This is a genomic window from Pseudomonas sp. lyk4-R2A-8, assembly GCF_030209095.1.
Lineage (GTDB): Bacteria > Pseudomonadota > Gammaproteobacteria > Pseudomonadales > Pseudomonadaceae > Aquipseudomonas > Aquipseudomonas quebecensis.
On record NZ_JARVSS010000008.1, the window covers coordinates 146,957 to 169,910 of the forward strand.

Annotated in this window: 21 protein-coding genes and 1 pseudogene; 10 read left to right on the forward strand and 12 right to left on the reverse strand. The window is 62.0% G+C overall.

Going from position 1 to position 22,954, the window contains the following annotated elements:
- Positions 1–98: 98 nt before the first annotated feature.
- Positions 99–611, reverse strand: a complete 513-nt coding sequence (locus QRN10_RS09025; protein ID WP_285428229.1) for a winged helix-turn-helix transcriptional regulator — start codon at positions 609–611, stop codon at positions 99–101.
- Between the two features lie 109 nt (positions 612–720).
- Here QRN10_RS09025 and fabF point away from each other — a divergent pair, with 109 nt between their 5' ends.
- The 5 genes from fabF to trxA all read left to right on the forward strand — a co-directional run bounded on the left by fabF (position 721) and on the right by trxA (position 5,350).
- Positions 721–1,989, forward strand: a complete 1,269-nt coding sequence (gene fabF / locus QRN10_RS09030) for a beta-ketoacyl-ACP synthase II (RefSeq protein ID WP_285428230.1) — start codon at positions 721–723, stop codon at positions 1,987–1,989.
- Between the two features lie 72 nt (positions 1,990–2,061).
- Complete coding sequence (locus QRN10_RS09035) at positions 2,062–2,442, forward strand: RidA family protein (RefSeq protein WP_034097850.1); 381 nt, start codon at positions 2,062–2,064, stop codon at positions 2,440–2,442.
- Positions 2,443–2,512: 70 nt separating this feature from the next.
- Positions 2,513–4,492: a peptidase U32 family protein gene (locus QRN10_RS09040; protein ID WP_285428231.1), complete on the forward strand. Its 1,980-nt coding sequence runs from the start codon at positions 2,513–2,515 to the stop codon at positions 4,490–4,492.
- A gap of 277 nt (positions 4,493–4,769) precedes the next feature.
- On the forward strand, positions 4,770–5,030 hold the full coding sequence (locus tag QRN10_RS09045; RefSeq protein ID WP_253507619.1) for a thioredoxin family protein: 261 nt from the start codon (positions 4,770–4,772) through the stop codon (positions 5,028–5,030).
- Positions 5,027–5,350: a thioredoxin gene (gene trxA / locus QRN10_RS09050; RefSeq protein ID WP_253507616.1), complete on the forward strand. Its 324-nt coding sequence runs from the start codon at positions 5,027–5,029 to the stop codon at positions 5,348–5,350. The genes QRN10_RS09045 and trxA overlap by 4 nt, the downstream gene beginning before the upstream one ends.
- 4 nt (positions 5,351–5,354) lie before the next feature.
- On the opposite strand, the gene xylB is transcribed toward trxA, so the two are convergent.
- From xylB to QRN10_RS09080, 6 genes and pseudogenes are all read right to left on the reverse strand, one after another.
- Positions 5,355–6,815 (reverse strand): xylulokinase, encoded by a 1,461-nt coding sequence (xylB, locus tag QRN10_RS09055; RefSeq protein WP_253507613.1) that lies wholly within the window; start codon positions 6,813–6,815, stop codon positions 5,355–5,357.
- Positions 6,816–6,831: 16 nt separating this feature from the next.
- Positions 6,832–7,827 (reverse strand): annotated as a pseudogene (locus tag QRN10_RS09060) (LacI family DNA-binding transcriptional regulator); the annotation flags it as partial.
- A gap of 18 nt (positions 7,828–7,845) precedes the next feature.
- On the reverse strand, positions 7,846–8,778 hold the full coding sequence (locus QRN10_RS09065; protein ID WP_181079465.1) for an ABC transporter substrate-binding protein: 933 nt from the start codon (positions 8,776–8,778) through the stop codon (positions 7,846–7,848).
- Between the two features lie 34 nt (positions 8,779–8,812).
- On the reverse strand, positions 8,813–9,781 hold the full coding sequence (locus tag QRN10_RS09070) for an ABC transporter permease subunit (RefSeq protein ID WP_253511844.1): 969 nt from the start codon (positions 9,779–9,781) through the stop codon (positions 8,813–8,815).
- Positions 9,782–9,794: 13 nt separating this feature from the next.
- Positions 9,795–11,327, reverse strand: a complete 1,533-nt coding sequence (locus QRN10_RS09075; RefSeq protein ID WP_285428232.1) for a sugar ABC transporter ATP-binding protein — start codon at positions 11,325–11,327, stop codon at positions 9,795–9,797.
- Positions 11,328–11,568: 241 nt separating this feature from the next.
- Positions 11,569–12,369: an alpha/beta fold hydrolase gene (locus QRN10_RS09080; protein ID WP_253507605.1), complete on the reverse strand. Its 801-nt coding sequence runs from the start codon at positions 12,367–12,369 to the stop codon at positions 11,569–11,571.
- Positions 12,370–12,511: 142 nt separating this feature from the next.
- On the opposite strand from QRN10_RS09080, the gene QRN10_RS09085 reads away from it, so the two are divergent.
- Positions 12,512–13,363, forward strand: coding sequence for an AraC family transcriptional regulator (locus QRN10_RS09085; protein ID WP_285428233.1), 852 nt, complete (start codon positions 12,512–12,514; stop codon positions 13,361–13,363).
- Between the two features lie 85 nt (positions 13,364–13,448).
- Positions 13,449–14,795, forward strand: coding sequence for a cation:proton antiporter (locus tag QRN10_RS09090; protein ID WP_285428234.1), 1,347 nt, complete (start codon positions 13,449–13,451; stop codon positions 14,793–14,795).
- Here the strand turns inward: QRN10_RS09090 and QRN10_RS09095 are convergent.
- From QRN10_RS09095 to QRN10_RS09105, 3 genes are all read right to left on the reverse strand, one after another.
- Positions 14,792–14,935 carry a hypothetical protein gene (locus QRN10_RS09095; protein WP_181079470.1) on the reverse strand — a complete coding sequence of 48 codons (144 nt, stop codon included), beginning with the start codon at positions 14,933–14,935 and terminating at the stop codon, positions 14,792–14,794. The two genes, QRN10_RS09090 and QRN10_RS09095, sit on opposite strands and share 4 nt — an antisense overlap.
- An 11-nt stretch (positions 14,936–14,946) precedes the next feature.
- On the reverse strand, positions 14,947–15,159 hold the full coding sequence (locus QRN10_RS09100; protein ID WP_181079471.1) for a hypothetical protein: 213 nt from the start codon (positions 15,157–15,159) through the stop codon (positions 14,947–14,949).
- 82 nt (positions 15,160–15,241) lie between these two features.
- Positions 15,242–15,787, reverse strand: coding sequence for a hypothetical protein (locus QRN10_RS09105; protein ID WP_181079472.1), 546 nt, complete (start codon positions 15,785–15,787; stop codon positions 15,242–15,244).
- Between the two features lie 393 nt (positions 15,788–16,180).
- Between QRN10_RS09105 and QRN10_RS09110 the strand changes: the two genes are divergently transcribed.
- Both QRN10_RS09110 and QRN10_RS09115 read left to right on the forward strand, forming a co-directional pair.
- Entirely contained in the window at positions 16,181–17,590 is a 1,410-nt protein-coding gene (locus QRN10_RS09110) for a circularly permuted type 2 ATP-grasp protein (protein WP_285428235.1), read from the forward strand.
- 3 nt (positions 17,591–17,593) lie between these two features.
- On the forward strand, positions 17,594–18,544 hold the full coding sequence (locus QRN10_RS09115; protein WP_285428236.1) for an alpha-E domain-containing protein: 951 nt from the start codon (positions 17,594–17,596) through the stop codon (positions 18,542–18,544).
- An 82-nt stretch (positions 18,545–18,626) separates the two neighbouring features.
- Here the strand turns inward: QRN10_RS09115 and QRN10_RS09120 are convergent, their stop codons facing one another.
- Together QRN10_RS09120 and QRN10_RS09125 are read right to left on the reverse strand one after the other, a co-directional pair.
- Positions 18,627–20,885: an ATP-dependent DNA helicase gene (locus QRN10_RS09120; RefSeq protein ID WP_285428237.1), complete on the reverse strand. Its 2,259-nt coding sequence runs from the start codon at positions 20,883–20,885 to the stop codon at positions 18,627–18,629.
- Positions 20,882–22,531 carry a VRR-NUC domain-containing protein gene (locus QRN10_RS09125; RefSeq protein WP_285428238.1) on the reverse strand — a complete coding sequence of 550 codons (1,650 nt, stop codon included), beginning with the start codon at positions 22,529–22,531 and terminating at the stop codon, positions 20,882–20,884. Before QRN10_RS09125 ends, QRN10_RS09120 begins: the two co-directional genes overlap by 4 nt.
- Before the next feature lie 187 nt (positions 22,532–22,718).
- Between QRN10_RS09125 and QRN10_RS09130 the strand changes: the two genes are divergently transcribed.
- Positions 22,719–22,943, forward strand: coding sequence for a YgdI/YgdR family lipoprotein (locus QRN10_RS09130; protein WP_181079477.1), 225 nt, complete (start codon positions 22,719–22,721; stop codon positions 22,941–22,943).
- The last annotated feature ends 11 nt before the right edge of the window (positions 22,944–22,954 follow it).

Consider the following 22,954-nt stretch of genomic DNA (forward strand, 5'->3'; position numbering starts at 1 on the left):
AGAACCTGCTTCTAAAGTAGCTATCGGCGGCGCAATTCGCGACTTTACGCGGCTTTAATTTTTATTTTCTGGCGTCAAAAAAACGCGAAAAGTCGGGCTTAACTACCCTCGGCACCCGACGTATCGGGATGCACCATCGCCCCCATGCGCTGGCGCATACCGGGGCTGGCCGCCGGGCCGGCCTGCAAGGTGCAGGCGTCCCAGGGCACCACCCGGCCGTTGACGGCATCGACCATCATCGGCACCAATGGCCGCGCCGTGTCGCGCTCCACAATCTCCACGCTGGCGCCCTCCTGGGCGTAATGCCGGTTGCCCCAAGCCACCAAGGACAGCAGCACCACGCGAAAGTCCTCGCCCTTGGCCGTGGGTACGTATTCATAACGCGGCGGGCGTTCGCTGTAAGGCCTGCGCTCAAGCATGCCCGCCTCCACCAGTGCATTGAGACGACGGGTCAACATGTTCGGCGCGATGCCCAGGCTGCGGGAAAATTCGTCGAAGCGCCGCAGACCGTGCAAGGCGTCGCGCATGATCAAGATGCTCCACCACTCCCCGACCTGGTCGAGGCTACGGGCTATCGGGCATTCATCGCTGGTAAGAGACGTGCGTTGCATGGGTTTTCCTGTAAGAGCGGTGCAAAGTTGCAGGATGCCATGTTACTTTCATGATGATAGTAACGTCCACAGGGTCTGCATTCCCCAACACACCTGGAGTCGATTAAGCATGAATAAACGTATCGTTGTGACCGGCATGGGCGCGCTGACGCCGCTGGCCTGTGGCGTCGAGCCGACCTGGCGGCGCCTGCTGGCCGGACAATCCGGCATCCGTCATCTACCGCAGGCATTGATCGGTGACCTGGCGATCAGTATCGGCGGCCAGGTACAAACCCTGGCGCAGGATCCGCAGGCCGGTTTCGACCCTGATCGTCTGCTGGCGGCCAAGGAACAGCGCAAAATGGACCGTTTCATCCTGTTCGCCCTCGCCGCCGCCGATGAAGCGTTGCAGCAGGCCGGCTGGGCCCCCGCCAACGCCGAACAACAGGAACGCACCGCCACCATCATCGCCTCGGGCGTCGGCGGTTTTCCGGCGATCGCCGACGCGGTACGCACCACCGACAGCAAGGGGCCGCGGCGATTGTCACCGTTCACCATTCCGTCATTCCTGAGCAACATGGCCGCCGGGCACGTCTCGATCAACTATGGCTTGAAAGGCCCACTGGGGGCGCCGGTGACTGCCTGCGCGGCGGGCGTGCAAGCGATTGGCGACGCCGCGCGGATGATCCGCGCCGGTGAAGTCGACGTGGCCGTGTGTGGTGGGGCCGAAGCCGCCATCCATCGCGTCAGCCTGGCCGGGTTCGCGGCGGCGCGGGCCTTGTCCAGCGCTTTCAACGACGACCCGGCGCTCGCCTCGCGGCCCTTCGATCAGGCCCGCGATGGCTTCGTGATGGGCGAAGGCGCGGGCATCCTGGTGATCGAAGAGCTGCAGCACGCTCTGGCGCGAGGTGCGCAACCGATTGCCGAGTTGGTCGGTTATGGCACCAGTGCCGACGCCTATCACATGACCGCCGGCCCGGAAGACGGCGACGGCGCGCGCCGTGCCATGACCCAGGCACTGCGCCAGGCCGGCGTCGATGCCTCCCAGGTGCAGTACCTGAACGCCCACGCCACCTCGACGCCGGTGGGCGACAAAGGCGAACTGGCCGCGATCAGACGTGTGTTCGGCGCCGATAGCAATCTGGCCATCAGCTCGACCAAATCCGCCACCGGTCACTTGCTCGGCGCTGCCGGAGGCATCGAAGCGATTTTCACAGTGCTCGCCCTGCGCGACCAGATCGCTCCGGTCACCCTTAACCTGGACACCCCGGACGAACTGGCCGAGGGCATGCGCTTGCTGCGCGGTGAGGCCCGGCCCATGCCGATCGAGTACGCGTTGTCCAATGGCTTCGGCTTTGGCGGCGTGAATGCCAGCGTGCTGTTCCGCCGCTGGCACTGAGCCTGGGTTTGCCCCAGGGGTGGATTTCGAGGACCATGGCGCCTTTGTGTTTTTTGCCAACGAGAGGCGCCCATGGCCAACCACGATCTGTCCTACACCCCCGACCCGGACGCCGAGTCCATTTCTTCCGACGTTGTCGGCTTCAACGGCATCCTGGTATCGACCCAGATCCCGACCCGCGCCGACGGCAGCCTGGAACTGGGGGATATCACCCTGCAAAGCGAGTGCACGCTGCAAGCGCTGAAAGTCGCTCTGGAAAAGGCCGGCAGTTCCATGGATCGCGTGATGCACCTGACCATTTATCTGACGGACATGGCCGATCGCGCAGCCTTCAACGAAGTGTACAAACGCTTCTTCGCCAAGCCATGGCCCGTGCGCGCGGCGGTTGGCGTGGCCGCGCTGGCGGTGGAAGGCATGCGCGTGGAAGTCACCGCAATGGCAGCCAAGGCGTGAAGTGATGCCGGGCAGGCATTTCACGGCTACAATGCGCGCCTCAACCGTGACAAGCCTGACTAAAAAAACTATGTCCTTGCCCAAGCACCACCTGGAATTGCTCAGCCCTGCCCGCGATGTCGCCATTGCGCGCGAGGCTATCCTGCACGGCGCCGACGCCATTTATATTGGCGGCCCAAGCTTCGGCGCCCGCCATAACGCGTGCAACGACGTCAGCGATATCGCTCAACTGGTCGAGTTCGCCCGTCGTTACCACGCCCGCGTGTTCACCACCATCAACACAATCCTGCATGACAACGAGCTGGAACCGGCGCGCAAGCTGATCCACCAGCTCTACGATGCCGGCGTCGATGCGCTGATCGTGCAGGACCTGGGCGTGATGGAGCTGGATATCCCGCCCATCGAGCTGCACGCCAGCACCCAGACCGATATCCGCACGCTGGCCCGCGCCAAGTTCCTCGACCAGGCCGGATTCTCCCAGTTGGTATTGGCGCGCGAACTGAACCTGCAGGAAATCCGCACCATCGCCAACGAGACCGAGGCCGCCGTCGAGTTCTTTATCCATGGCGCGTTGTGCGTGGCATTTTCCGGGCAGTGCAATATTTCCCATGCGCAGAACGGCCGCAGCGCCAACCGTGGTGATTGCTCCCAGGCCTGCCGTCTGCCGTATACCTTGAAAGACGACCAGGGCCGGGTGGTTGCCTTTGAAAAGCACCTGCTGTCGATGAAAGACAACAACCAGAGCGCCAACCTGCGCGCGCTGGTCGAAGCCGGTGTGCGTTCGTTCAAGATCGAGGGCCGCTACAAAGACATGGGCTATGTGAAGAACATCACCGCCTATTACCGCCAGCGCCTGGACGAGATTCTCGAAGATCGCCCGGACCTGGCTCGCGCCTCCAGCGGTCGCACCGCACATTTCTTCGTGCCGGACCCGGAAAAAACCTTCCACCGTGGCAGCACCGACTATTTCGTCAGCGACCGCAAGATCGATATCGGCGCCTTCGACACCCCGACCTTCACCGGCCTGCCGGTGGGTGTGGTGGAAAAGGCCGGTAAGCGCGACCTGCAAGTGGTCACCCATGAGCCGCTGTCCAACGGCGATGGCCTGAACGTGCTGGTCAAGCGAGAGGTCGTGGGGTTTCGCGCCAACATCGCCGAGCCCAAGGGCGAATTCGAGGAAGACGGCCAGAAGCGCTACCGCTATCGCGTCGAGCCGAATGAAATGCCGGCCGGCCTGCACCAGCTGCGCCCGAACCATCCACTGAACCGCAACCTCGACCATAACTGGCAACAGGCTTTGCTCAAGACCTCGGCCGAGCGCCGTATCGGCCTGTCGTGGGTCGCGCGCCTGCGTGAAGAGCAGTTGGTAGTCACCGCAATCAGCGAAGAAGGCATCAGTGCCAGCGTTACCCTGCCCGGCCCGTTCGGCGTGGCCAACAAGCCGGAACAGGCGCTGGATACCTTGCGCGATCTGCTCGGCCAATTGGGCACCACCGAATATCACGCTACCGCCATCGAGCTGGATGCGCCGCAGGCATTCTTCATCCCCAACTCACAGCTCAAGGCCCTGCGCCGCGAAGTGATCGAAGCGCTGACCGCTGCCCGTGTCGCGGCTCATCCGCGTGGCGGGCGCAAGGCTGAAACCACGCCGCCGCCGGTCTATCCGGAAGCGCACCTGTCGTTCCTGGCCAACGTCTACAACCAGAAAGCCCGCGACTTTTACCATCGTCACGGGGTGAAGTTGATCGATGCGGCCTTTGAGGCCCACGAAGAAACCGGCGAAGTGCCGGTGATGATCACCAAGCACTGCCTGCGTTTCTCGTTCAACCTGTGCCCGAAACAGGCCAAGGGTGTCACGGGCGTGAAGACCAAGGTGGCGCCGATGCAGTTGATCCACGGCGACGAAGTACTGACCCTGAAATTCGACTGCAAGCCTTGTGAAATGCATGTGGTGGGCAAGATCAAGGGCCACATCCTGGGCTTGCCGCAACCGGGCAGCGTGGTCGAACACTTCAACCCGGACAAACTTATCTATCAGGGCACGCACTGATGCTGTTGCACTTCGTCAACGGCTAATACTGTTTTGTGGTGAGCGGGCTTGCCCCGCGCCGGGCTGCACAAGCAGCCCTGGAACCGGCTGTCCCCATTCGGTCTGACACTGCGCCGCAGTTTGATCGCGGGCCGCCTCGCGGCCCAGTGCGGCGCAAGCCCGCTCATACAGGCACCGCCTTGGGCTATCGCCAATCGATCTAACACCCTGTCATTTTTCACAGGTGCCTTCAGCGCCTCGTTGCGTTAGCGTCGGTGCTGTGGTCGGAGGGTTGCCCATGACGCGCTCACTTATCAAAGAAGTCAGCGATGCCAATTTTGATCGGCAGGTGTTGCAGGCCCTAGGCCCGGTGTTGGTGTATTACTGGAACAATAGCTGTGGCCATCTGTCCTACCTCGAACAAATGGCTGAGGATTACCTGGGCCGCTTGACCATTGTGACGCTGAATGTCGACGACCATTGCGTCACACCGGCCCGGTACGGGGTGCACGAGGTGCCCACGCTGATGCTGTTCAAAGACCACAGGAGGCATTTATGAGTCAGATCAAAGCCATCACTGACGATTCGTTCGAGGACGACGTTATCCACAGCACCAAACCTGTACTGGTCGACTTCTGGGCCGAATGGTGCGGCCCGTGCAAAATGCTTGCGGTGTCTATCGAACAGATCGCCGAGGAATACGCAGATCGGTTGCAGGTTGCCACACTCAATGTCGACGAGAATCCAGCCACGCCGCAAACATATGGCATAGATAGCATGCCTACGCTGATGCTGTTCAGTGGCGGTCATGTAGTAGGCACGAAAATCGGCGCTATCACAAAGTCGGGACTGATCAGCTTTCTGGACGGCAAGCTCTGATTGCTCAGGCCCGCAAGCCTTTCGCCGCCTCCAAGAGTCCCTGAAACCGCCGATAACGCTCATCCAGCACCGCCCGCTGCGTCGCATCCGGCAAGTAGCGCGCCTTGATCGGCATACCTGCCGCCAGCAAGGCTGCGCCCTCGCCCACCGCCATAAACCCCAGTTTCGCTGCGCCGATGCAGGCGCTCAGTTCGCTGCCGTGCAACGTGTAGATCTCCCGTTGCAGGATATTGGCCAGCAACTGCGCCCAATACTCGCTGCGCGCGCCGCCGCCTACCAACGCGCAGGCGCCGACCTGGGCGCCGGCCGATTGCACGGCATGCAGCGCATCCAGCAGGCCGAAGCCGACGCCTTCCATCACCGCATAACCGAGCATCGCCGGCGTGCAGTCATGGCCCAGGCCCATAAAGCCGCCGCGTAACAGGGGGTCGTTGTGGGGCGTGCGTTCACCGGCCAGGTACGGCAGGAATAACGGCGTGCACAGCGGCACCACCTGGCCCATCGGCAAGTGTGCCTGCACCTGATCCAGCAAGGCCTGCTCGTCGGGCATGCCCAGCAGCCGCGTAACCCAGCGCAGGCAACTGGCGCCGGCGAGCATGGCGCCCATGGTGTACCAGCGATCCGGCAGCGCATGGCAGAAGCTATGCACCGCGCTGGCCGGGTTGCCGGCGGCGTGATCGGTGATCGCGACGATGGCCGCGCTGGTGCCCAGAGTAATGAACCCGTCACCGGCGTGAATGGCACCGATGCCCACCGCCGCCACCGGGTTATCGCCGCCACCGCCGGCAATCACCACGTCGGGCGACAGCCCCAGGTCCATCGCAGTCAACCGTGCACTCGCCGCCCCGCCCTCTACCAGGCGGGGCATCTGCCACGGCGCCAGGCCTGTAGCGCGCAGCATTGGCGTGAACCACTCGCGCCGGGCGACATCCAGCCACAGTGTGCCGGCGGCATCGGACATCTCGCTGATGCGTTCGCCGGTCAGGCGCAAGCGCAGGTAGTCCTTGGGCGACAACACACAATCAATGGCCTTGAACACCTCGGGCTCGTGCTCTTGCAGCCACACTAACTTCGGCGCGGTAAGCCCGGCCATCGGCAGGCTGCCGGTGACATCGGCAAACTCGGCGCCCAGGCGTTCTGCCTCGGCCACGGCACGGGAGTCATCCCACAGGATTGCCGGATACAGCACCTGGTCGTCCGCACCCAACAGCACCGCGCCATGCATCTGCCCGGACAGGCCGATACAGGTCACCTGGGCATACGCCGGATGGCCGCGCAGTTGGGTCAGCGCCTGCACGCAGGCCTGCCACCAATCCTGCGGGGCCTGCTCGGACCAGCCACTCTGCCGGCGCGACACGCTCAAACGCACACCGGCATGGGCCAGTACGTTGCCGTCGAGGTCCATCAGGATGGCCTTGAGTTCAGAAGTGCCCAGATCGATGCCGAGGGAAACCGGACTGTTCATATGTATGTGATTCCAATCAGTGACAGCCACAGGAATTGCGCAGTCGCAGGGTCGGTGCCAGACGCGCGCACTGAGTGGGCGCGGCGGGCGACGCCATGCGTTGCAGCAGCAGGTTGACCGCCTGGGCGCCCAATGCCTGCACGGGCTGGGCGATCAGGGTTAATCGCGGCACGAAAAAGTCCGCCCAGTCAAAATCATCAAACCCCACCAATGCCATCTGCGCCGGGACCTCCAGGTGCGCATCACGCAGAGCGTGCATGGCGCCCAGGGTCATCAAGTTATTACCGGCCATGATCGCCGTCGGTGGCGACGCCAGGCCCAACAGTTGCACCGTGGCCTGACGAGCAGGTTCCGTACTGGAACCGCCGTTGACCAACAACTGCGGATCAAAGGCCAACCCCGCCGCCTGCAACGCCGCCATGTACCCGGCCACCCGCTCATCCGTGGTACTGAACCCCGCGCGCCCGGCGATAAAGCCGATACGGCGGTGACCGTGGCTTATCAGGTGTTCGATCAGGGTTTGCGTGGACCGCGCGTTTTCCACCCCGACCTGGTCGAACTGCGCGCTCATCATCCGATCCACCAGCACCGCCGGAATCTCGTTGGCACGCAGGTATTCCAGGGCCAGGGACCCATTCGACGGCGCCAGCACAATACCGTCGACCCGCCGATGATGCAGCGCGGTCACGACCCGCAACTCTTGTTCCGGGTCATCGTGGGTGTCGACAAACAGCATCATGTAGCCGTGCTTGGCGCACTCGGCTTCAATCGCGTGCACGGTTTCGCTGAAGTAGTGATTGGACAGCGCCGAAATCGCCACGCCAATGGTGCTGGTGCTGGAGCGGGCCAGCGAGCGCGCCAGGGTGTTGGGGATATAACCCAGATCCTGGATCGCGCGCTGCACCGCCAGCACCGTCGCCTCGCTGACTTTACGGGTGCCGTTCACCACATGGGACACGGTTGAAGTCGACACCCCGGCGCGGCTTGCCACATCGTCCATGGTGACCATGGCACGCTTCCTCCGGCGAACTCAGTGTTTGCTCGACCAGCCGCTGTAGGTGCCGACATTGTCACGGGTGATCAGTTTCGGCGTGAGCAACGTCACCGCGTCGGCCGGTGCGTTGTCATTGAGAATGGCATTGCCTACGTCCACGGCGGTCTGGGCCATGGCCCACGGGTCCTGGCTGGCGGAGGCCTGGATCTGGGTGTCGGTCTTCAACGCGTTCTCGATATCCGGCGCGCCGTCGACGGAGGTGATGATGATGCCGCTGCGCTTGAGCTGCCTGGCCGCCAGGTCGCTGCCGATGGCTTGCGGATCGTTGATCGCAAACAGGCCGTCGATTTTGGGGAAGCGGGTGAGGTAACCCTGCATCACATTCAGGCCGCCTTCGCGCGAGCCTTTGCCGTCCTGATCGTCGGACAGCACCTTGATGTCCGGCGCAGCCGCCAGCGCAGTCTTGCAGCCCTTGACGCGGTCGGTCACGGCGGTGACCTGCGGGCCGTTCTGGATAATCACATTGCCTTTGCCCGAGAGCTTGTCCACCAGGTATTGGCAGGCCAGCTTGCCGGCTTCGACGTTGTCGGTCTGCACGGTGGCGTTCACGCCTTTGGCGTCCACATCCACGGCGACTACGACGATACCGGCGTCGCGGGCTTTCTTGATGGCCGAGGCCATGGCCGATGGGTCGACGGCGTTGAGCAGGATGAGGTCGACCTTGGACGAAATGAAGTTGTCGATCTGGGAAAACTGTTTGCTCAAGTCGTAGTCGGCGGACACCGAGGTGACCTTAACGTTGGGATTCAACGCCTTGGCCCTCGCGGTGGCACCGTCGGCCAGGGTCACGAAATACGGATTGCCCAGCGAGCCCATGCTGATGCCCACCGCTTTGAGTTCACGGGCCTGTACGGCCTGGGACATCAGGGCAGCCAGGGCGATGACGGGAACGATACGTTTAAAGTTCATGCGCTTCTCTCTTGTGATTGTTGTAGAAGGTCATTCAGGTCCGTGCGCCGGACTGGCGATAACGGTCCAGCGCCACCGCGCCAATGATCACGATGCCTTTGATGATGTATTGCCAGATATCCGACACCCCCAGCAGCACCAGGCCGTTGGTGAGCACGGCGATGATCAGCGCGCCGATCAACGTGCCACCGATGGTGCCGACGCCGCCGGTAAAGCTGGTGCCGCCGAGGATCACCGCGGCAATCGCATCCAGCTCGTAGGACTGCCCGAGTTGCAGGCCATTGGCGGCAAACAGGCGTGAAGCGCTCATCACCGCGCCCAGCCCGGCCAACGCGCCGGACATGGCATAGACGAACAGCAACACCTTCCACACCTTGATCCCCGACAGCCGCGCCGCTTCCGGGTTACCGCCCACCGAATAGATCTGCACGCCCATCACCGTGCGCCGCAGGATGAACCACGACAGGGCCACCACGGCCACCGCAATCACCACCAGCCACGGCACACCGAGTATCGAGTCGTTGCCGATAAACGCAAACGGCAGGTCAGGATTGAACACGGTCTTGTCGTCCGCCAATAGCCGCGCCAGGCCGCGCATGGCAGTGAGCGCACCGAGGGTGACGATAAACGGCGGCAGGCGCATGAAGGCGATCAGGCCGCCATTGACCAGACCGAGCAACAGGCCGAAGCCGATACCGGCGGCGATCCCGAACATACCGAACTGCGGCGACATCGATGCCTGCAGCGCCACCACCGCCGACGCCGCCAGGATCGCGCCCACCGACAGGTCGATACCGGCGGTGAGAATCACAAAGGTCATGCCCGCCGCCAGCACCACGTTTACCGAGGCCTGCTGCGTGATGATCGACAGGTTCTGCATCGTCAGGAAGTTTTCACTGGCCAGGGCGAAGCCCACCAGCAGCAGGACCAGCACGGGCAACATGCCGACCGTGCGCATCAGCTCGCGGGCCCGTTCGGCCCTGCCCGGCGTGGGGAGTGTCATTGTGTTGTTTGAGTCAGCCATGGGCAGCCACCTGATCGCCACCGGTGGCGAGGTCGATAATACGTTCCTGGGAAATAGCGTGGCCGGAAGCCCCGCCGACTTCGGCCACCAATTGGCCTTCGCGCATGATCAGCACGCGGTCGCAGGTGCCGATGATTTCCGGCAGCTCGCTGGAAATCACCACAATGCCCACTCCGGCCAGCGCCAACTGATTGATGATGCGGTAGATCTCGGACTTGGAACCGATATCCACGCCGCGCGTGGGTTCGTCGAGGATCAGCACATGAGGCTTGACCTCCAGCAGGCGCGCCAGCAATACCTTCTGCTGATTGCCTCCGGACAACGCGCCGACATTGACCTTGCCCGACGCCACGCGGATCGACAGCGACTTGATCGCGTCATTCGAGCGTTGCGCGGCGTGCGCCCGGTCAAGAACGCCCCCGGCACGGGCATCCGGTACACACGCGCAGACGTTAATGTTGTCGGCCACGCTCATGTCCAGGAACAGGCCCTGGGCCTTGCGGTCTTCGGTGAGGTACACCACGCCGGCGCGGATCGCATCGGCCGGGGTGCGCAATGCTGTGACGGTCTTGCCCACCACTTCCAGGGTGCCACTGGTGCGCGGATTAGCGGCGAAGATCAGCCGCGCCAGCTCAGTGCGCCCTGCCCCCACCAGCCCGGCGATGCCCAGCACTTCACCGGCGTGCAGGTCGAAACTGCACCTTCGCACGCGTTTGCCGTCGGCCATGTCGCGCACGCGCATGACCACGGCGCCGGGGTCGTACGCGGCGTGGTCCTTTTTGTAGAAGCCCGACAGGTCGCGCCCCACCATCATTTTCACCAGCACCTCGGCCGACAGCCCCTCGCGAGTCAATTCGCCGATGTACTGGCCGTCGCGCAGCACCGATACGCGGTCCGACAGCTCGTAGATCTCGGCCATGCGGTGGCTGATGTAGATAATCGCCAGGCCCTGGCCGCGCAAGTGTTTGATCAGCGCGAACAGGCGATCAGTCTCGCGGGACGACAGCGGCGTGGTGGGTTCGTCCATCACCAGGATCTTGGCGTGGGCATGCAAGGCGCGGGCGATTTCCACTAGTTGGCGCTCGGCGATCGACAGGCTGCTGACCCGTGTGGCCGGAGTGAACTCGGCGCCCAGGCGTTGCAGCACCTCGACGCAGCCGTCCTGCATGCCTTTGCGATCGATGGTCCAGCCACGCCGCAGTTCGCGGCCCAGGTAAATATTCTCGGCCACGCTCAGGTTCGGGCACAGGCTCAGTTCCTGGTAGATCACGGCGATGCCGAGGGCTTTGGCGGTAGCGGGTGTAAAGGTCGCGACGGGCTGGCCGCCAATGCGGATTTCTCCGCCGGGGTCGGCCTGGTAAGCGCCGGAGAGGATTTTCATCAGGGTGGATTTGCCGGCGCCGTTTTCCCCCATCAACGCGTGGATTTCGCCGGGGTAAACCTTCAGGCCGACATTCTTGAGCACGCGCAGACCATTGAAGGTCTTGCTGATGCCCTGCATCTCAAGCAAGGGTTCAAGGCTCATGGCTGAGCTCCTGGTTTTATTATTTTTGTCGTTCAGCCCTTTTTGAATCGGAGCCGATTGCCACCGACTCTAATCAGATACATTTGCTTACGCAAGCGCTTGCGTCGTCCATTTATCGCTGGGTGAAACGTTTCTTCAGCGCAACAATCACTTAGATCCCGAATTTATTCAACGCCGAGCGCGGTGAGCGTGGCCAGGCAGCTCGCTCGCTGGCCACTTGCAGATTGCTCACCTTGCGCGGTTACTGAGCGTTCGCCTTCGCCGCATCGTTGATGATCGCCACCACTCGCGCCGGGTTGGAGACCATCACCACGTGGGAGGCGCCCTTGATCTCGACGGTTTCCTTCGAGCCCGCGCGGTTGGCCATGAAAGTGAGCGCAGCCTCGGGAATGTTTTTGTCCGCCGAGCCGTAGATGAAATAGGACGGCACGGTCTTCCAGGCCGGGTCACCCGACGGTTCTTTCAGCGCAGCCTCGGTGATCGGACGTTGCCCGGCCGCCATCAGCTGAGCTTCGCGTGGCGACACATCGGCGGCGAACTGGCTGTTGAATTTGTCTTGCTGAATATACAGGTCGGTCACGCCGTCCTTGGATACCACCGGCTTGTCCAGGGTCGGGCCGAGGGTGCCGCCTGGGTAACGACCGGACAGTTCAAAGGCTGTCTCGCCCTTCTCCGGGGCGAAGGCGGCGACGTATACCAGGGCCTTGACCTTGTTGCTGCCGTGCACGGCATTGGAGATTACCGAACCGCCATAGGAGTGCCCCACCAGGATGACCGGCCCTTGAGTATGTTCAACGATATCGGCGACATAGTCCGAATCGGTCTTCACACTGCGCAGTGGGTTGGCCACGGCGATGACCGGATAGCCTTCGGCCTTGAGCCCGGCGATCACGCCATTCCAGCTGGAGGCGTCGGCGAAAGCGCCGTGCACCAGAACCACGGTGGCTTTCTGCGGGGCGGCGAAGCCTGCAGTGGCTACACCCAATGTCAGTGCGCCAGAGAACAGGGCGGCGGCAACGCGGGAGAACGTGAAGAGTTTCATGGCTATTTGCTCCTTTAGGGATGGCGCTCAAGGCGTTGAACGTGAGGCCATGATGCCGGAAGGCATTTTACAAACGGAGGCTAATAGTCGACGATATCATGCAGATCGTCTAAAGACATTCTTCCACTTCGTCAGGTGACCCATGGATCGTTTATCCACCTTGCTCGTTCACTTCGGCATCGGCGCCGATACCTTTCATAGCGGGCCACTGCTTGATGCCTTGGAAGGCACGCAGGCACACCAACGCGGACGGGTTTACCTGCTCAAGGAAGGCCGGGCCTGCCTGGAAATGCCCGCCGGTGTACAGCGCGTGGACGAGCCAAGCCTGATCCTGATACCACGGGCCCTGCCCCATCGGCTGGTGGCTACCAAAGCGGACCGCCCCGAGGTGGTGGCCGCTTCGCTGCGTTTCGATGGTGGGCTGGACAACCCGCTGTCGGTAGCGCTGACCGATTCGATCAGCATGCCCCTCAAGGACATCCCGATGATTGCCGGCACACTCGACTGGCTGTTCAGCGAAGCCTTCGCCGAACACTGCGGACGCGAGGCCGTGATGAACCGCCTGTTCGAGCTGATGGTGATCCAGTTCCTGCGCCACATGATGGCCTATCACAGCATGACCACCGGAATGATGTCGGGGCTGGCCGACCTGCGCCTGGCACGGGCGATGACGCTGCTGCACAACCACCCGGAACGTGCATGGACCGTGCAGGAAATGGCGGTGCAATCGAATATGTCACGCGCCAGTTTCGCCGCGCATTTTCATAAAGTGGTGGGCCAGACGCCTGCCGATTATGTGCTGAGCTGGCGTGTGAGCCTGGCCCAGAAGCGCCTGCGCGAGGGGCGCCCCATTGCGCTGATCGCCGATGAAGTCGGCTATGAAAGCCCCTCGGCGTTGGCCCGTGCGTTCCGGCGCAAGATCGGCACCAGCCCGCGCGAATGGCAACAGCAGCACCTGCAGGGTCCGGAGCAGCCCGCCGTAACGCCCGGATAACGTATCGGTGCCTGGGCCAACCAGTTTGAACCAGTACCGAGCCAGGGTCCTCCAACCTGGATAGACCACGGCCCGGTACACACTGATGACGTTTATTTTATGGATGGCCGTATTGGGTGCAGTGTTACTGACCCTTGCCCTCACCTCTTCCTACCTGCGCTGGATGCCGGTCACGACTTCGGCGGTATGCCTGTTGCTGGGGATCGCCATCGGCCCATTGGGCATCGACCTGCTGGACCTGGATATCAAAGGCTCTGCGCGCTGGATGGAGCACCTGACCGAAGTCGCGGTGCTGTTCTCTCTGTTCGTCAGCGGCCTGAAGCTGCGCCTGCCGCTCAAGCATCGCACCTGGCGCGTTGCCTTTGGCATGGCGGGTCCGGTGATGCTGCTGACTATCCTCGGCGTGTGCCTGGGGCTGCATTATCTGTTCGATCTGTCCTGGGGCGTGTCGCTGCTGGTGGGCGCCATTCTTGCGCCGACCGATCCGGTATTGGCGGGGCTGGTCCAGGTGAACGATGCACAGGACTATGACGCGCTGCGCTTTGGCCTGTCCGGCGAGGCGGGTTTGAACGATGGCACGGCGTTTCCGTTTGTGATCTTCGCGCTGATGTTCATGCAGCACGGCGGGTTCGAAGGCGACTGGCTCGGCGGCTGGCTGATGAAGAATTTGCTGTGGGCCGTGCCGAGCGGGTTGCTGATCGGCTATTGGATGGGCCGGGGCATCGGCCGCGTGACCCTGTGGCTGCGTATCACCCATTCAGACAGCACACTTTCACCCAACGACTACCTGACGCTGGCGCTGATTGCCTTGGCGTACGTGGCGGCCGAGGCCGTCGGTGGCTACGGTTTCCTATCGGTATTCGCGGCGGGGCTGGGCCTGCGCCAGGCTGAATTCAGGTCCACGGGCAATTCATCGACGCCCTCGGAGCACCTGGCTCTGCCGGTGGTGGGCCATCTGGAAGTGGAGCCTGAGCGGGCCCTGCAGGGCGACGTCACGGAGCTTGAGGAAACGCAGATCGCCGCAGGCGTGATGATGGGCGACATGCTGTCCTTCGGAAGCCTGGTGGAACGTTCGATGGAAGTCTTTCTGGTGACCTTGCTCGGGATCGTGCTGATCAGTCACTGGGATTGGCGCGCACTGCCGGTGGCGGCGCTGCTGTTCTGTGTGGTGCGGCCACTGAGCGTACTGGCGATGCCGTGGGGCCGGCTGATCGATGTGCGCCAGCGAGGCCTGATGGGTTGGTTCGGGATCCGCGGGATCGGCAGTATTTACTACCTGTTCTATGCGCTCAACCATGGGTTGGTGGGTACGAGCAGCGCGGTGGCGGTAAACCTGACAGTCTCGGTCATTGCGTTGAGCATCGTGGTTCATGGGCTGAGTACCCAGCCCATGCTGGCCTGGTATGAACGAAAAAACCCTGCGCGGGCTTAAGGCGCAGGGTCCGTCAGTTCGGTGTTGCCGACGTCGGCGGCATCGTCCAGATCGTTCAAAGGCACCTCGGCATCGTCCATCAGTGAGCCGGGATCTTCATTGCCTGGATCGTTGAGTTCTTCTTCCAGTTCTTTTGACATGACTGTCTCCTTTAGCCGCCCTGAGTATCGATATCGGCGTCGGTGTCGGGCTTGTGCTCAGGTTCCGGCTTGAAGTCGGGGCTGAAGTCGTTGTCCCTGGCCTTCGGATCGGTGGGAGCATCGGTGTCTTTGGGCGCGTCGGCACCCGTAGCCGGGGCGGGTTCGCCACCGTCGATGGCCGGATCGTTACGGCCGCTGACTTGGGGATCGTTGCTGTCACTCATGGCTCACCTCTTCGCAGTTATCAGGAAAATCACGTGCTGCGTAAAGCTAAGGTTCCGTGAGCGGCGTTGAAGTTCAAATTGCTTACGAGCCAGGGTTATCCACTTGGATGTAGAACGCATAGGCCCCCAGCAGAATCCAGAACACCATGAAAATCCACGGTGTCCGCACGGAAAACAGCAGGGATTTGCGATAGCCCTTATGGGAAGACTCGCGCTCGGAAAACAGCGGCGACTCGTCATAGGCCAGGCCCATTACCGGCTCGCTGTGCAGCAATTGGCTCTGCTTGAAGTGCCAGTGATCGATGATGTCGTACGCGGCGCGAATGCCTGGCCAGGCATTGAGCGAGCTGAGGATGCCCAGCAGTGCCAGGAACAGCGGCACGATCAGGGTGAACAGCTTGCCCCACTCGGGGTTGAGATTGCCCATGCCGGACACGAAGGCGATGACCAGGAACGATTGGGCGGTGAGGTAGGCGTCGGTACGGTTGGCCAGGATGGACGTTTCGTACTGGATCTCGCGACGGTAGAAGTCCAGGCGGTCCTTGGGCGAGCCGAAGATCTTGGCGTTGTGTTCGCTGTGGTCGGTCAACGCCGTTTCCGGGGTATCGGGGGAGATAATTCTGGGCACGGGGGTGGTCCACGGGGTGTATAGGCCTAGTTAGACGAAAGGGGTGGGTAGGGAGTTCAAGTTTGTTGTGCACTGGAGTGGTGCGCGTTTTTTTCGGGTGAGTCGGCTTGCACCGAGTTGGGGTGTGGGTGGGTGGATGGGGGCTTCGACGCGATCAAGCTCGCTCACTACGGGGCGGGCGGCAGGCGGACAGAGAGGTTTCGGCACAGGCATTGCTTTATGGATTCATCTGTTTGCAAACAGGAGCATTGGTAACTACCCCACCCAGAGCCTACATCCTCGGAAAGTAAGGTCCAGGCCCGCTGCCGCTGTACGCCACGGGCTCATAAAAACATGCGTTTTTTAAAACGGCAGTGCCGCTTGCTTAGCCACGGGCACTGACAAGGTACTGGAATGGCTCGATCTTTCTTTGATGAAATGAATGATGCAAACGGCGTGTGCCGTGCGCACTATCAGGATTTCTCCCGCTGGCTGGCCAATACGCCGCCGGAACTGCTGGCCCAGCGTCGTCGTGAAGCCGATCTGCTGTTTCACCGCGCCGGGATCACGTTCACTCTGTACGGCGACGAGCAGGACACCGAGCGCCTGATCCCCTTCGACATCATCCCCCGCAGCATTCCCGCGGTTGAGTGGAGCATGATCGAACGCGGGTGTATCCAGCGCGTCAACGCGCTGAACCTGTTTCTCGCCGATATCTACCACGATCAGCGCATCATCAAGGCCGGTATTATTCCGGCGGAGCAGGTACTGGGCAACGAGGGTTACCAGAAGGCGATGGTCGGCCTGGACCTGCACCGCGATATCTACTCGCACATCTCCGGTGTCGACCTGGTTCGCGATGGCGATGGCACTTATTACGTGCTGGAAGACAACCTGCGCACGCCCAGCGGAGTGAGCTACATGCTCGAAGACCGCAAGATGATGATGCGGTTGTTCCCGGAAGTGTTCGCCAGGCAACGTATCGCCCCGGTGGATCATTACCCCAACCTTTTGCTCAAGACCCTCAAGAGTTCCAGCCGCCTGGACAACCCCAACGTGGTGGTGCTCACCCCTGGCCGCTTCAACAGCGCGTTTTTCGAACATGCCTTTCTCGCGCGGGAAATGGGGGTTGAGCTGGTGGAAGGCGCCGACTTGTTCGTGCATGACCTCAAGGTGTTCATGCGCACCACCGACGGGCCCAAGGCTGTCGACGTGATCTACCGGCGCATCGACGATGCGTTCCTCGACCCGCAGGCGTTCAACCCCGAATCAATGCTTGGCGTACCTGGCCTGGTTGCGGCCTATTGCGCCGGTAATGTGGTGCTCGCCAATGCTATCGGCACCGGCGTTGCCGATGACAAGTCTATCTACCCGTATGTGCCCGACATGATCCGTTTTTACCTGGAAGAAGAACCGGTGCTGCAGAACGTGCCGACCTTTCAGTGCCGCAAACCGGCGGAGCTGTCCCACGTGCTGGCCAACCTTGAGCAACTGGTGGTCAAGGAAACCCAGGGCTCCGGCGGCTACGGCATGCTGGTCGGCCCGGCGTCCACCGCTGCTGAGATCGAGGATTTCCGCCAGCGCATCAAGGCTCGCCCGCATGCGTACATCGCCCAACCGACCCTGAGCCTGTCGACCTGCCCGACCTTTGTCGAAAATGGCATCGCTCCCAGGCATATCGACCTGCGGCCGTTCGTGCTGTCCGGCAAGGAGACTCGCCTGGTGCCGGGCGGGCTTACCCGCGTCGCCCTCAAGGAAGGCTCGTTGATCGTCAACTCGTCGCAAGGCGGCGGAACCAAGGACACCTGGGTGGTGGAGGGCTGAATCATGTTAAGTAGAACCGCCGCAGACCTGTACTGGATGTCGCGCTACCTGGAGCGCGCCGAGAACCTGGCGCGCATGCTCGAAGTCAGTTATTCGCTGTCATTGATGCCCCAGGCCGGGCGCAGCGACGGCCTGGACGAACTGGCCATGTCGTTGCTCAGCAGCGGCACGCTGGACAGCTATCTGGAACGCCACACTCAACTGGATGCCGAGCGCATGCTGCACTTCTTCGCGCTCGACGAGGAAAACCCGGCCAGCATCTACAACTGCCTGCGGGCCGCGCGCGGCAATGCCCATGCGGTACGCGGGCGTATCACTGCCGACATGTGGGAAAACCTCAACGCCACCTGGTTGGAAATGCGCAGCATCGCCGCCGGCGGCCTGGCCCGACACGGCATCAGCCATTTCTGTGACTGGGTCAAGCAGCGTTCGCACCTGTTTCGCGGCGCAACCTCAGGCACCATCATGCGCAACGACGCCTATCGTTTCATTCGCCTGGGCACCTTTGTCGAGCGCGCAGACAACACGTTGCGCCTGCTGGATGCGCGCTATGAGATGTTTGGCGAAGAGTCCGAAGAGGTCAGCGATCTGTCGGCGCGCGGGTACTACCAGTGGAGCGCCCTGCTCCGTGCGTTGTCGTCTTTTGAGGCGTACACGCAGCTGTACCCCAATGCGCTGAATGCCCGCTCGGTCTCGGAGTTGCTGTTGTTACGCAGCGACGTACCGCGTTCGTTGCACGCCTGCATCGAGGAACTGAGCCAGATCCTGGCGGACCTGCCAGGCAGCTACGGGCGCACGGCGCAACGGCTGGCGGCGGAGTTTGAGGCGCGGTTGCGCTACACCGGGATCGACGAAATTCTTGAGGACGGCCTGCACAGCAGGTTGACGGATTTCATCGACACCGTGCGCGAATTGGCGCGGGCAATCCACCGTTCGTACCTTGAAGTGGTGTGATCACGCAGGGGTTCGCTCGCGATAATGGCGAGGTGATCAGTGCATCAGGTGCTTGAACGCGGCGCTGTCGTTGGAGGTGTTCTTATGACGATATCGCCCACCAGCTCGGCAGCAATGACCGCACACGCGCCTCGCCGAAACGGTCGTCGATCAACATCACCACACCTTCGTCCTGCTGGCTGCGGATAACCCTGCCGGCCGCCTGCACGACCTTCTGCAGGCCTGGATACAAGTAGGTGTAGTCGTAACCCGCGCCGAAAATCGCACTCATGCGCCGCTTCATCTCTTCGTTGATCGGGTTCAATTGCGGCAAGCCCAGGGTGGCGATAAACGCGCCGATCAACCGCGCGCCAGGCAAGTCAATGCCCTCGCCAAAGGCGCCGCCGAGCACGGCGAAGCCAACCCCTTGGCTGTGTTCGGTGAACTGGTCGAGAAAGCCCTGGCGCTCGGCCTCGGACATGCCGCGTGACTGCTGCCACAGCGTGATGTACGGGTGCCGCTCGAGCAGACACTGCGCCACTTGTTGCAGGTAATCGAAGCTGGAAAAAAACGCCAGGTAATTGCCGGGTGCGCGCGCGAATTGCCGGGCGATCAACTCGACGATGGGTTCAAGTGAAGCCTCGCGGTGCGCAAATCGGGTCGAGATTTCATCGACAATGCGAACCTGCAGTTGCTCGGCCTTGAACGGTGACGCCACGTCGATCCACGCCGTATCCGCAGGCAAGCCCAACAAGTCGGCGTAGTAATGACGTGGGCTCAAGGTCGCGGAAAACAGCACGCTGCTGCGGGCAGCGGTCAACCGTGGGCGGATGAACTCGGCCGGTACTACATTGCGCAGGCACAGGGTCGAGCTGCTGCGTTTGCCGCCCAAGGACCGCTTAGTGATGTCGAAAATAAAGTGCTCGTTGAACAGCTCGGCCACTTTGGCAAATTGCAGCACGTCAAAGTAAAAGGCCTGCAGGTCACCCGCCAGCGCCTCGGGATGCTCATTGAAATGATCGCCCATGGCGCTGACGCACAGGCTCAGGGCGTTCAACAGCTTGTCGGGCCTGGCGTCATACGCCTGATACGGCGCCACTTGCGCCTTATGCAGCGCGTTCCACTCGCGGTTCAGGCGCTGCAAGGGTTTTTTCAGGGCCTCGGGTGCGCAGTCGCGCAAAGTCTTGAGGCGGTACTGATCAAGGCTGGCGCTGTACATTCCACGCGCGCGCTCCACCAGGTTATGGGCTTCATCCACCAGCACCGCGGCGCGCCATTGGTTGAGCTGGGCCAGCCCGAACAACATGGCGCCGACGTCAAAATAATAGTTGTAGTCCGCTACCACCACGTCAGCCCAACGCGCCATTTCCTGGCTCAGGTAATACGGGCAGACGTCGTGAGCCAGGGCCACCTCGCGCACACCGCGCTGGTCGAGCAGGCGTAGGCGGGACGCAGCCAGACGAGCGGCGGGCAAGCGGTCGTAAAACCCTCTGGCCAAGGGGCAGGACTCGCCGTGGCAGGCTTTATCCAGGTGTTCACAGGCCTTGTCCCGCGCCACCAGTTCCAGCACGCGTAATTGCAGGTCGGGGCTATGGGTAAACAGCACCTGGGTCGCATCCAGGGCCAGTTTGCGGCCAGGGGTCTTGGCGGTCAGAAAGAACACCTTGTCCAGTTGCCGCGGAGCCAGAGCCTTGAGCAGCGGAAAAATCGTGCCGATGGTCTTGCCGATGCCCGTCGGTGCCTGGGCCATCAGGCAACGGCCGGTACTGACCGCCTTGTAGACCGATTCGGCCAATGCGCGCTGGCCCGGGCGAAAGTCGGCGTGGGGGAACGCCAGGTTCTGCGCGGTGCGGTTACGCGCTTCGCGGTGCTGCATTTCCTGCTGTGCCCAATGGAGGAAGCGTGCACATTGCGCGTTGAAGAACAGGTGCAGCGCTTCGGCCTCGAAGCGCTGACTGAGCAGCGTCTCGCCCTCGCCGACGATATCGAAGTAGACCAGCGCCAGATCAATCTGCGTCAGGCCCAGCTTCTGGCACATCAGCCAGCCATACACTTTGACCTGAGCCCAGTGCAGCTGGCGGTGGTTGGCCGGTTGGGCCTCAAGGTCGCCTCGGTAGGTTTTGACTTCTTCCAGGCGATTGCGGTCCGGGTCGTAGCCGTCCGCCCTGCCCCGCACCTTGAGTTGCTGGTACTCGCCTTCCAGGGCCACTTCGTTCTGGTAGTGCGGACTACGGCGCGACGCAACGGTGCGGTGGCCGGCGATGCCTTCCTGAGCGCTGGGCGATGGCGTAAAACGCAGGTCCAGGTCGCCGACCTTGGCGGTGAACTCACACAGGGCGCGTACCGCCACGCTGTAACTCAAGCGGTTTGCTCCGCCCAGCGCACGTAGCAGACCGTGACGGGCATCTGGTATTGAGCACAGAATTCCAGCCAGCGCAGTTGGTTGTCTTGGAGGCGATCGCCGGGGCCCTTGACCTCGATCATGCGGTAGGTCTTTTGCGCGGGCCAGAACTGGATCAGGTCGGGCATGCCCGTGCGATTGGCTCGGATGTCCAGCAACAGCCGTTCGAACCAGCGGCACAGGTGGGTGGCAGGCAGGCATTCGAGGGCCTGTTCCAACAGCTCTTCGTTGAGCAGGTTCCAGAACACGAACGGTGACTGGATACCCCATTTATCGCGGTAACGCTGGCGGATGGTGGTCTTGTAGCGCTCATCCTGCAGCTGCTCGAAACACGCGGCGAACAGCGGCGCGCGGCGTTGGTGGAAATCTTCGCTGTGCAGGTCCACCGGCCCGCGCTGGAACGGATGGAAAAACGCCCCCGGTAACGGCGCGAAAATGACTTCCCAGCACAGCAGGCCGAACAGCGAGTTGATCAGGCCGTTTTCCACGTAATGCACCGGTGCGTCCGGCGCGCTGAGATGGGCCTGCACGCAGTATTCCACCGACATCAGCGCGTCGGGCACTGCCAGGTCCAGATCCAGGCGTGTAACGGGGCGAGCCCTGGGTTTGGGCAGCGCCGGCTCACCGAGTTTGCGTCGCAGGCGCGGCACTACGCGCAGCAGGTGCTGCTGCTCGGCAGCACTTTCGGGCGCGTGTTGCGCGACGCTGGCCAGGGCCAACGCCTGGGCGTAATCCTCCTGACGCTCCAGCACGCGGATCAAACGCGCGCGCGCGCCGGGGTAGGTACACGCGCGATAGATCTGCTGCGCCAGCTCCAATTCGGCGCTGCGCTCGCAATATTGGCCTATCTGAAACAACAGCTTGGCCCGACGTTTTTCCAGCCATGGGTTGTCGGTGCCCAGGCTGGCGACACGGGCCAATATCGCATCCAGTGCCTCGCCGCTTTCAAACGCTTGCTGGCACTGGTGCAGGAACAGAAAGCCATGCACGTCGTCACGGCTGCGCAGGCCACGGGATTCGGCGCAGAACTCAACTTTTTCATAGGTGTAGATGCCCAGATCCGCCAGCACGAATTCGGACCAGTCCTGGTGCAGGTTGCCAAAAAACATCAAGCGCAGGCGGTCACATAGCTCCATCACGGTGAGGCTGTACAGCGAATCGCCAAGCTCAGGGCACCAGTGCGCGAAGCTGCGCGGCTGGGTAAACCGAGCGGCCAACCCCTCCAGCCAGTCGGCTTTTTTGCCTTTGGGTTGCTCGATCCAGGGTTTGAACGTCGCCAGCAGCTCACTCTTCTGCAGCAAAGCGAACAGCGCTTCGAAGGCCAATAGACTGTGCGCGTCAACCCAACCCAACGCCAACAACGGCCTGGCGGCCGCGTGCGGGCAGCCAATCTCTACGTAGTTGAGCTTGCCTGCGCGAAAGTGCACGCCTTTGCGCATGACCATGCGCACCAGCAAGGCCTGGGACGCCTGGGGCAACCTGTCGAATTGCTGAATGAAATGCTGTTCGTCCGCATCGAGCAGGTCGGCATAGCGCTGCCCCAGCCAGTGCAGGACCTGACGGAAGTTATGCAGGTAATAAAGGGGGTCGTCGAGAGGGCTGGGCATGGCGCGCAAGGATCAAATACTGGTTATGCATACAGATTGACGCCGACAAAGCCGTGTTGCAATCAGTAATAGATAAATGGCGCACGCAACTTTTTGTATAAAAGTGATCAGATGGGAAAGCCAATGGCGTAACATTTATGCCCCGCTGCCTGTGACGCGGGGTTTTTCAAGGTGAAAGGTAAGGGTTATGAACATGAAGAATTTGGGTCTACCGCTGGTTGCACTCACTTTTCTGGTATTGGCCGGCTGCTCCACACAAACCGTTGTGACGCTGCAAAACGGCACGCAGTATTTGACCAAGGATTCGCCGAAAACCAAGACCGCCGACGGGTTCTACGAATTCACCGACATCGCCGGCAAGCGCATCCGCGTCAAGGCTGATGAAGTCGCCACCGTCCGCAAAGAAGACTGAACCACCGCCAA

Excerpts from the sequence above, each read along its gene's own strand:
- QRN10_RS09090 (WP_285428234.1), top strand. The coding sequence starts at position 13,449 with ATGACGTTTATTTTATGGATGGCCGTATTGGGTGCAGTGTTACTGACC.
- xylB (WP_253507613.1), bottom strand. The coding sequence starts at position 6,815 with ATGAACAGTCCGGTTTCCCTCGGCATCGATCTGGGCACTTCTGAACTC.
- QRN10_RS09070 (WP_253511844.1), bottom strand. The coding sequence starts at position 9,781 with ATGACACTCCCCACGCCGGGCAGGGCCGAACGGGCCCGCGAGCTGATG.
- QRN10_RS09035 (WP_034097850.1), top strand. The coding sequence starts at position 2,062 with ATGGCCAACCACGATCTGTCCTACACCCCCGACCCGGACGCCGAGTCC.
- QRN10_RS09065 (WP_181079465.1), bottom strand. The coding sequence starts at position 8,778 with ATGAACTTTAAACGTATCGTTCCCGTCATCGCCCTGGCTGCCCTGATG.
- QRN10_RS09125 (WP_285428238.1), bottom strand. The coding sequence starts at position 22,531 with ATGCCCAGCCCTCTCGACGACCCCCTTTATTACCTGCATAACTTCCGT.
- fabF (WP_285428230.1), top strand. The coding sequence starts at position 721 with ATGAATAAACGTATCGTTGTGACCGGCATGGGCGCGCTGACGCCGCTG.
- QRN10_RS09040 (WP_285428231.1), top strand. The coding sequence starts at position 2,513 with ATGTCCTTGCCCAAGCACCACCTGGAATTGCTCAGCCCTGCCCGCGAT.
- QRN10_RS09115 (WP_285428236.1), top strand. The coding sequence starts at position 17,594 with ATGTTAAGTAGAACCGCCGCAGACCTGTACTGGATGTCGCGCTACCTG.
- QRN10_RS09100 (WP_181079471.1), bottom strand. The coding sequence starts at position 15,159 with ATGAGTGACAGCAACGATCCCCAAGTCAGCGGCCGTAACGATCCGGCC.
- QRN10_RS09045 (WP_253507619.1), top strand. The coding sequence starts at position 4,770 with ATGACGCGCTCACTTATCAAAGAAGTCAGCGATGCCAATTTTGATCGG.
- trxA (WP_253507616.1), top strand. The coding sequence starts at position 5,027 with ATGAGTCAGATCAAAGCCATCACTGACGATTCGTTCGAGGACGACGTT.
- QRN10_RS09075 (WP_285428232.1), bottom strand. The coding sequence starts at position 11,327 with ATGAGCCTTGAACCCTTGCTTGAGATGCAGGGCATCAGCAAGACCTTC.
- QRN10_RS09130 (WP_181079477.1), top strand. The coding sequence starts at position 22,719 with ATGAACATGAAGAATTTGGGTCTACCGCTGGTTGCACTCACTTTTCTG.
- QRN10_RS09085 (WP_285428233.1), top strand. The coding sequence starts at position 12,512 with ATGGATCGTTTATCCACCTTGCTCGTTCACTTCGGCATCGGCGCCGAT.
- QRN10_RS09080 (WP_253507605.1), bottom strand. The coding sequence starts at position 12,369 with ATGAAACTCTTCACGTTCTCCCGCGTTGCCGCCGCCCTGTTCTCTGGC.
- QRN10_RS09095 (WP_181079470.1), bottom strand. The coding sequence starts at position 14,935 with ATGTCAAAAGAACTGGAAGAAGAACTCAACGATCCAGGCAATGAAGAT.
- QRN10_RS09110 (WP_285428235.1), top strand. The coding sequence starts at position 16,181 with ATGGCTCGATCTTTCTTTGATGAAATGAATGATGCAAACGGCGTGTGC.
- QRN10_RS09025 (WP_285428229.1), bottom strand. The coding sequence starts at position 611 with ATGCAACGCACGTCTCTTACCAGCGATGAATGCCCGATAGCCCGTAGC.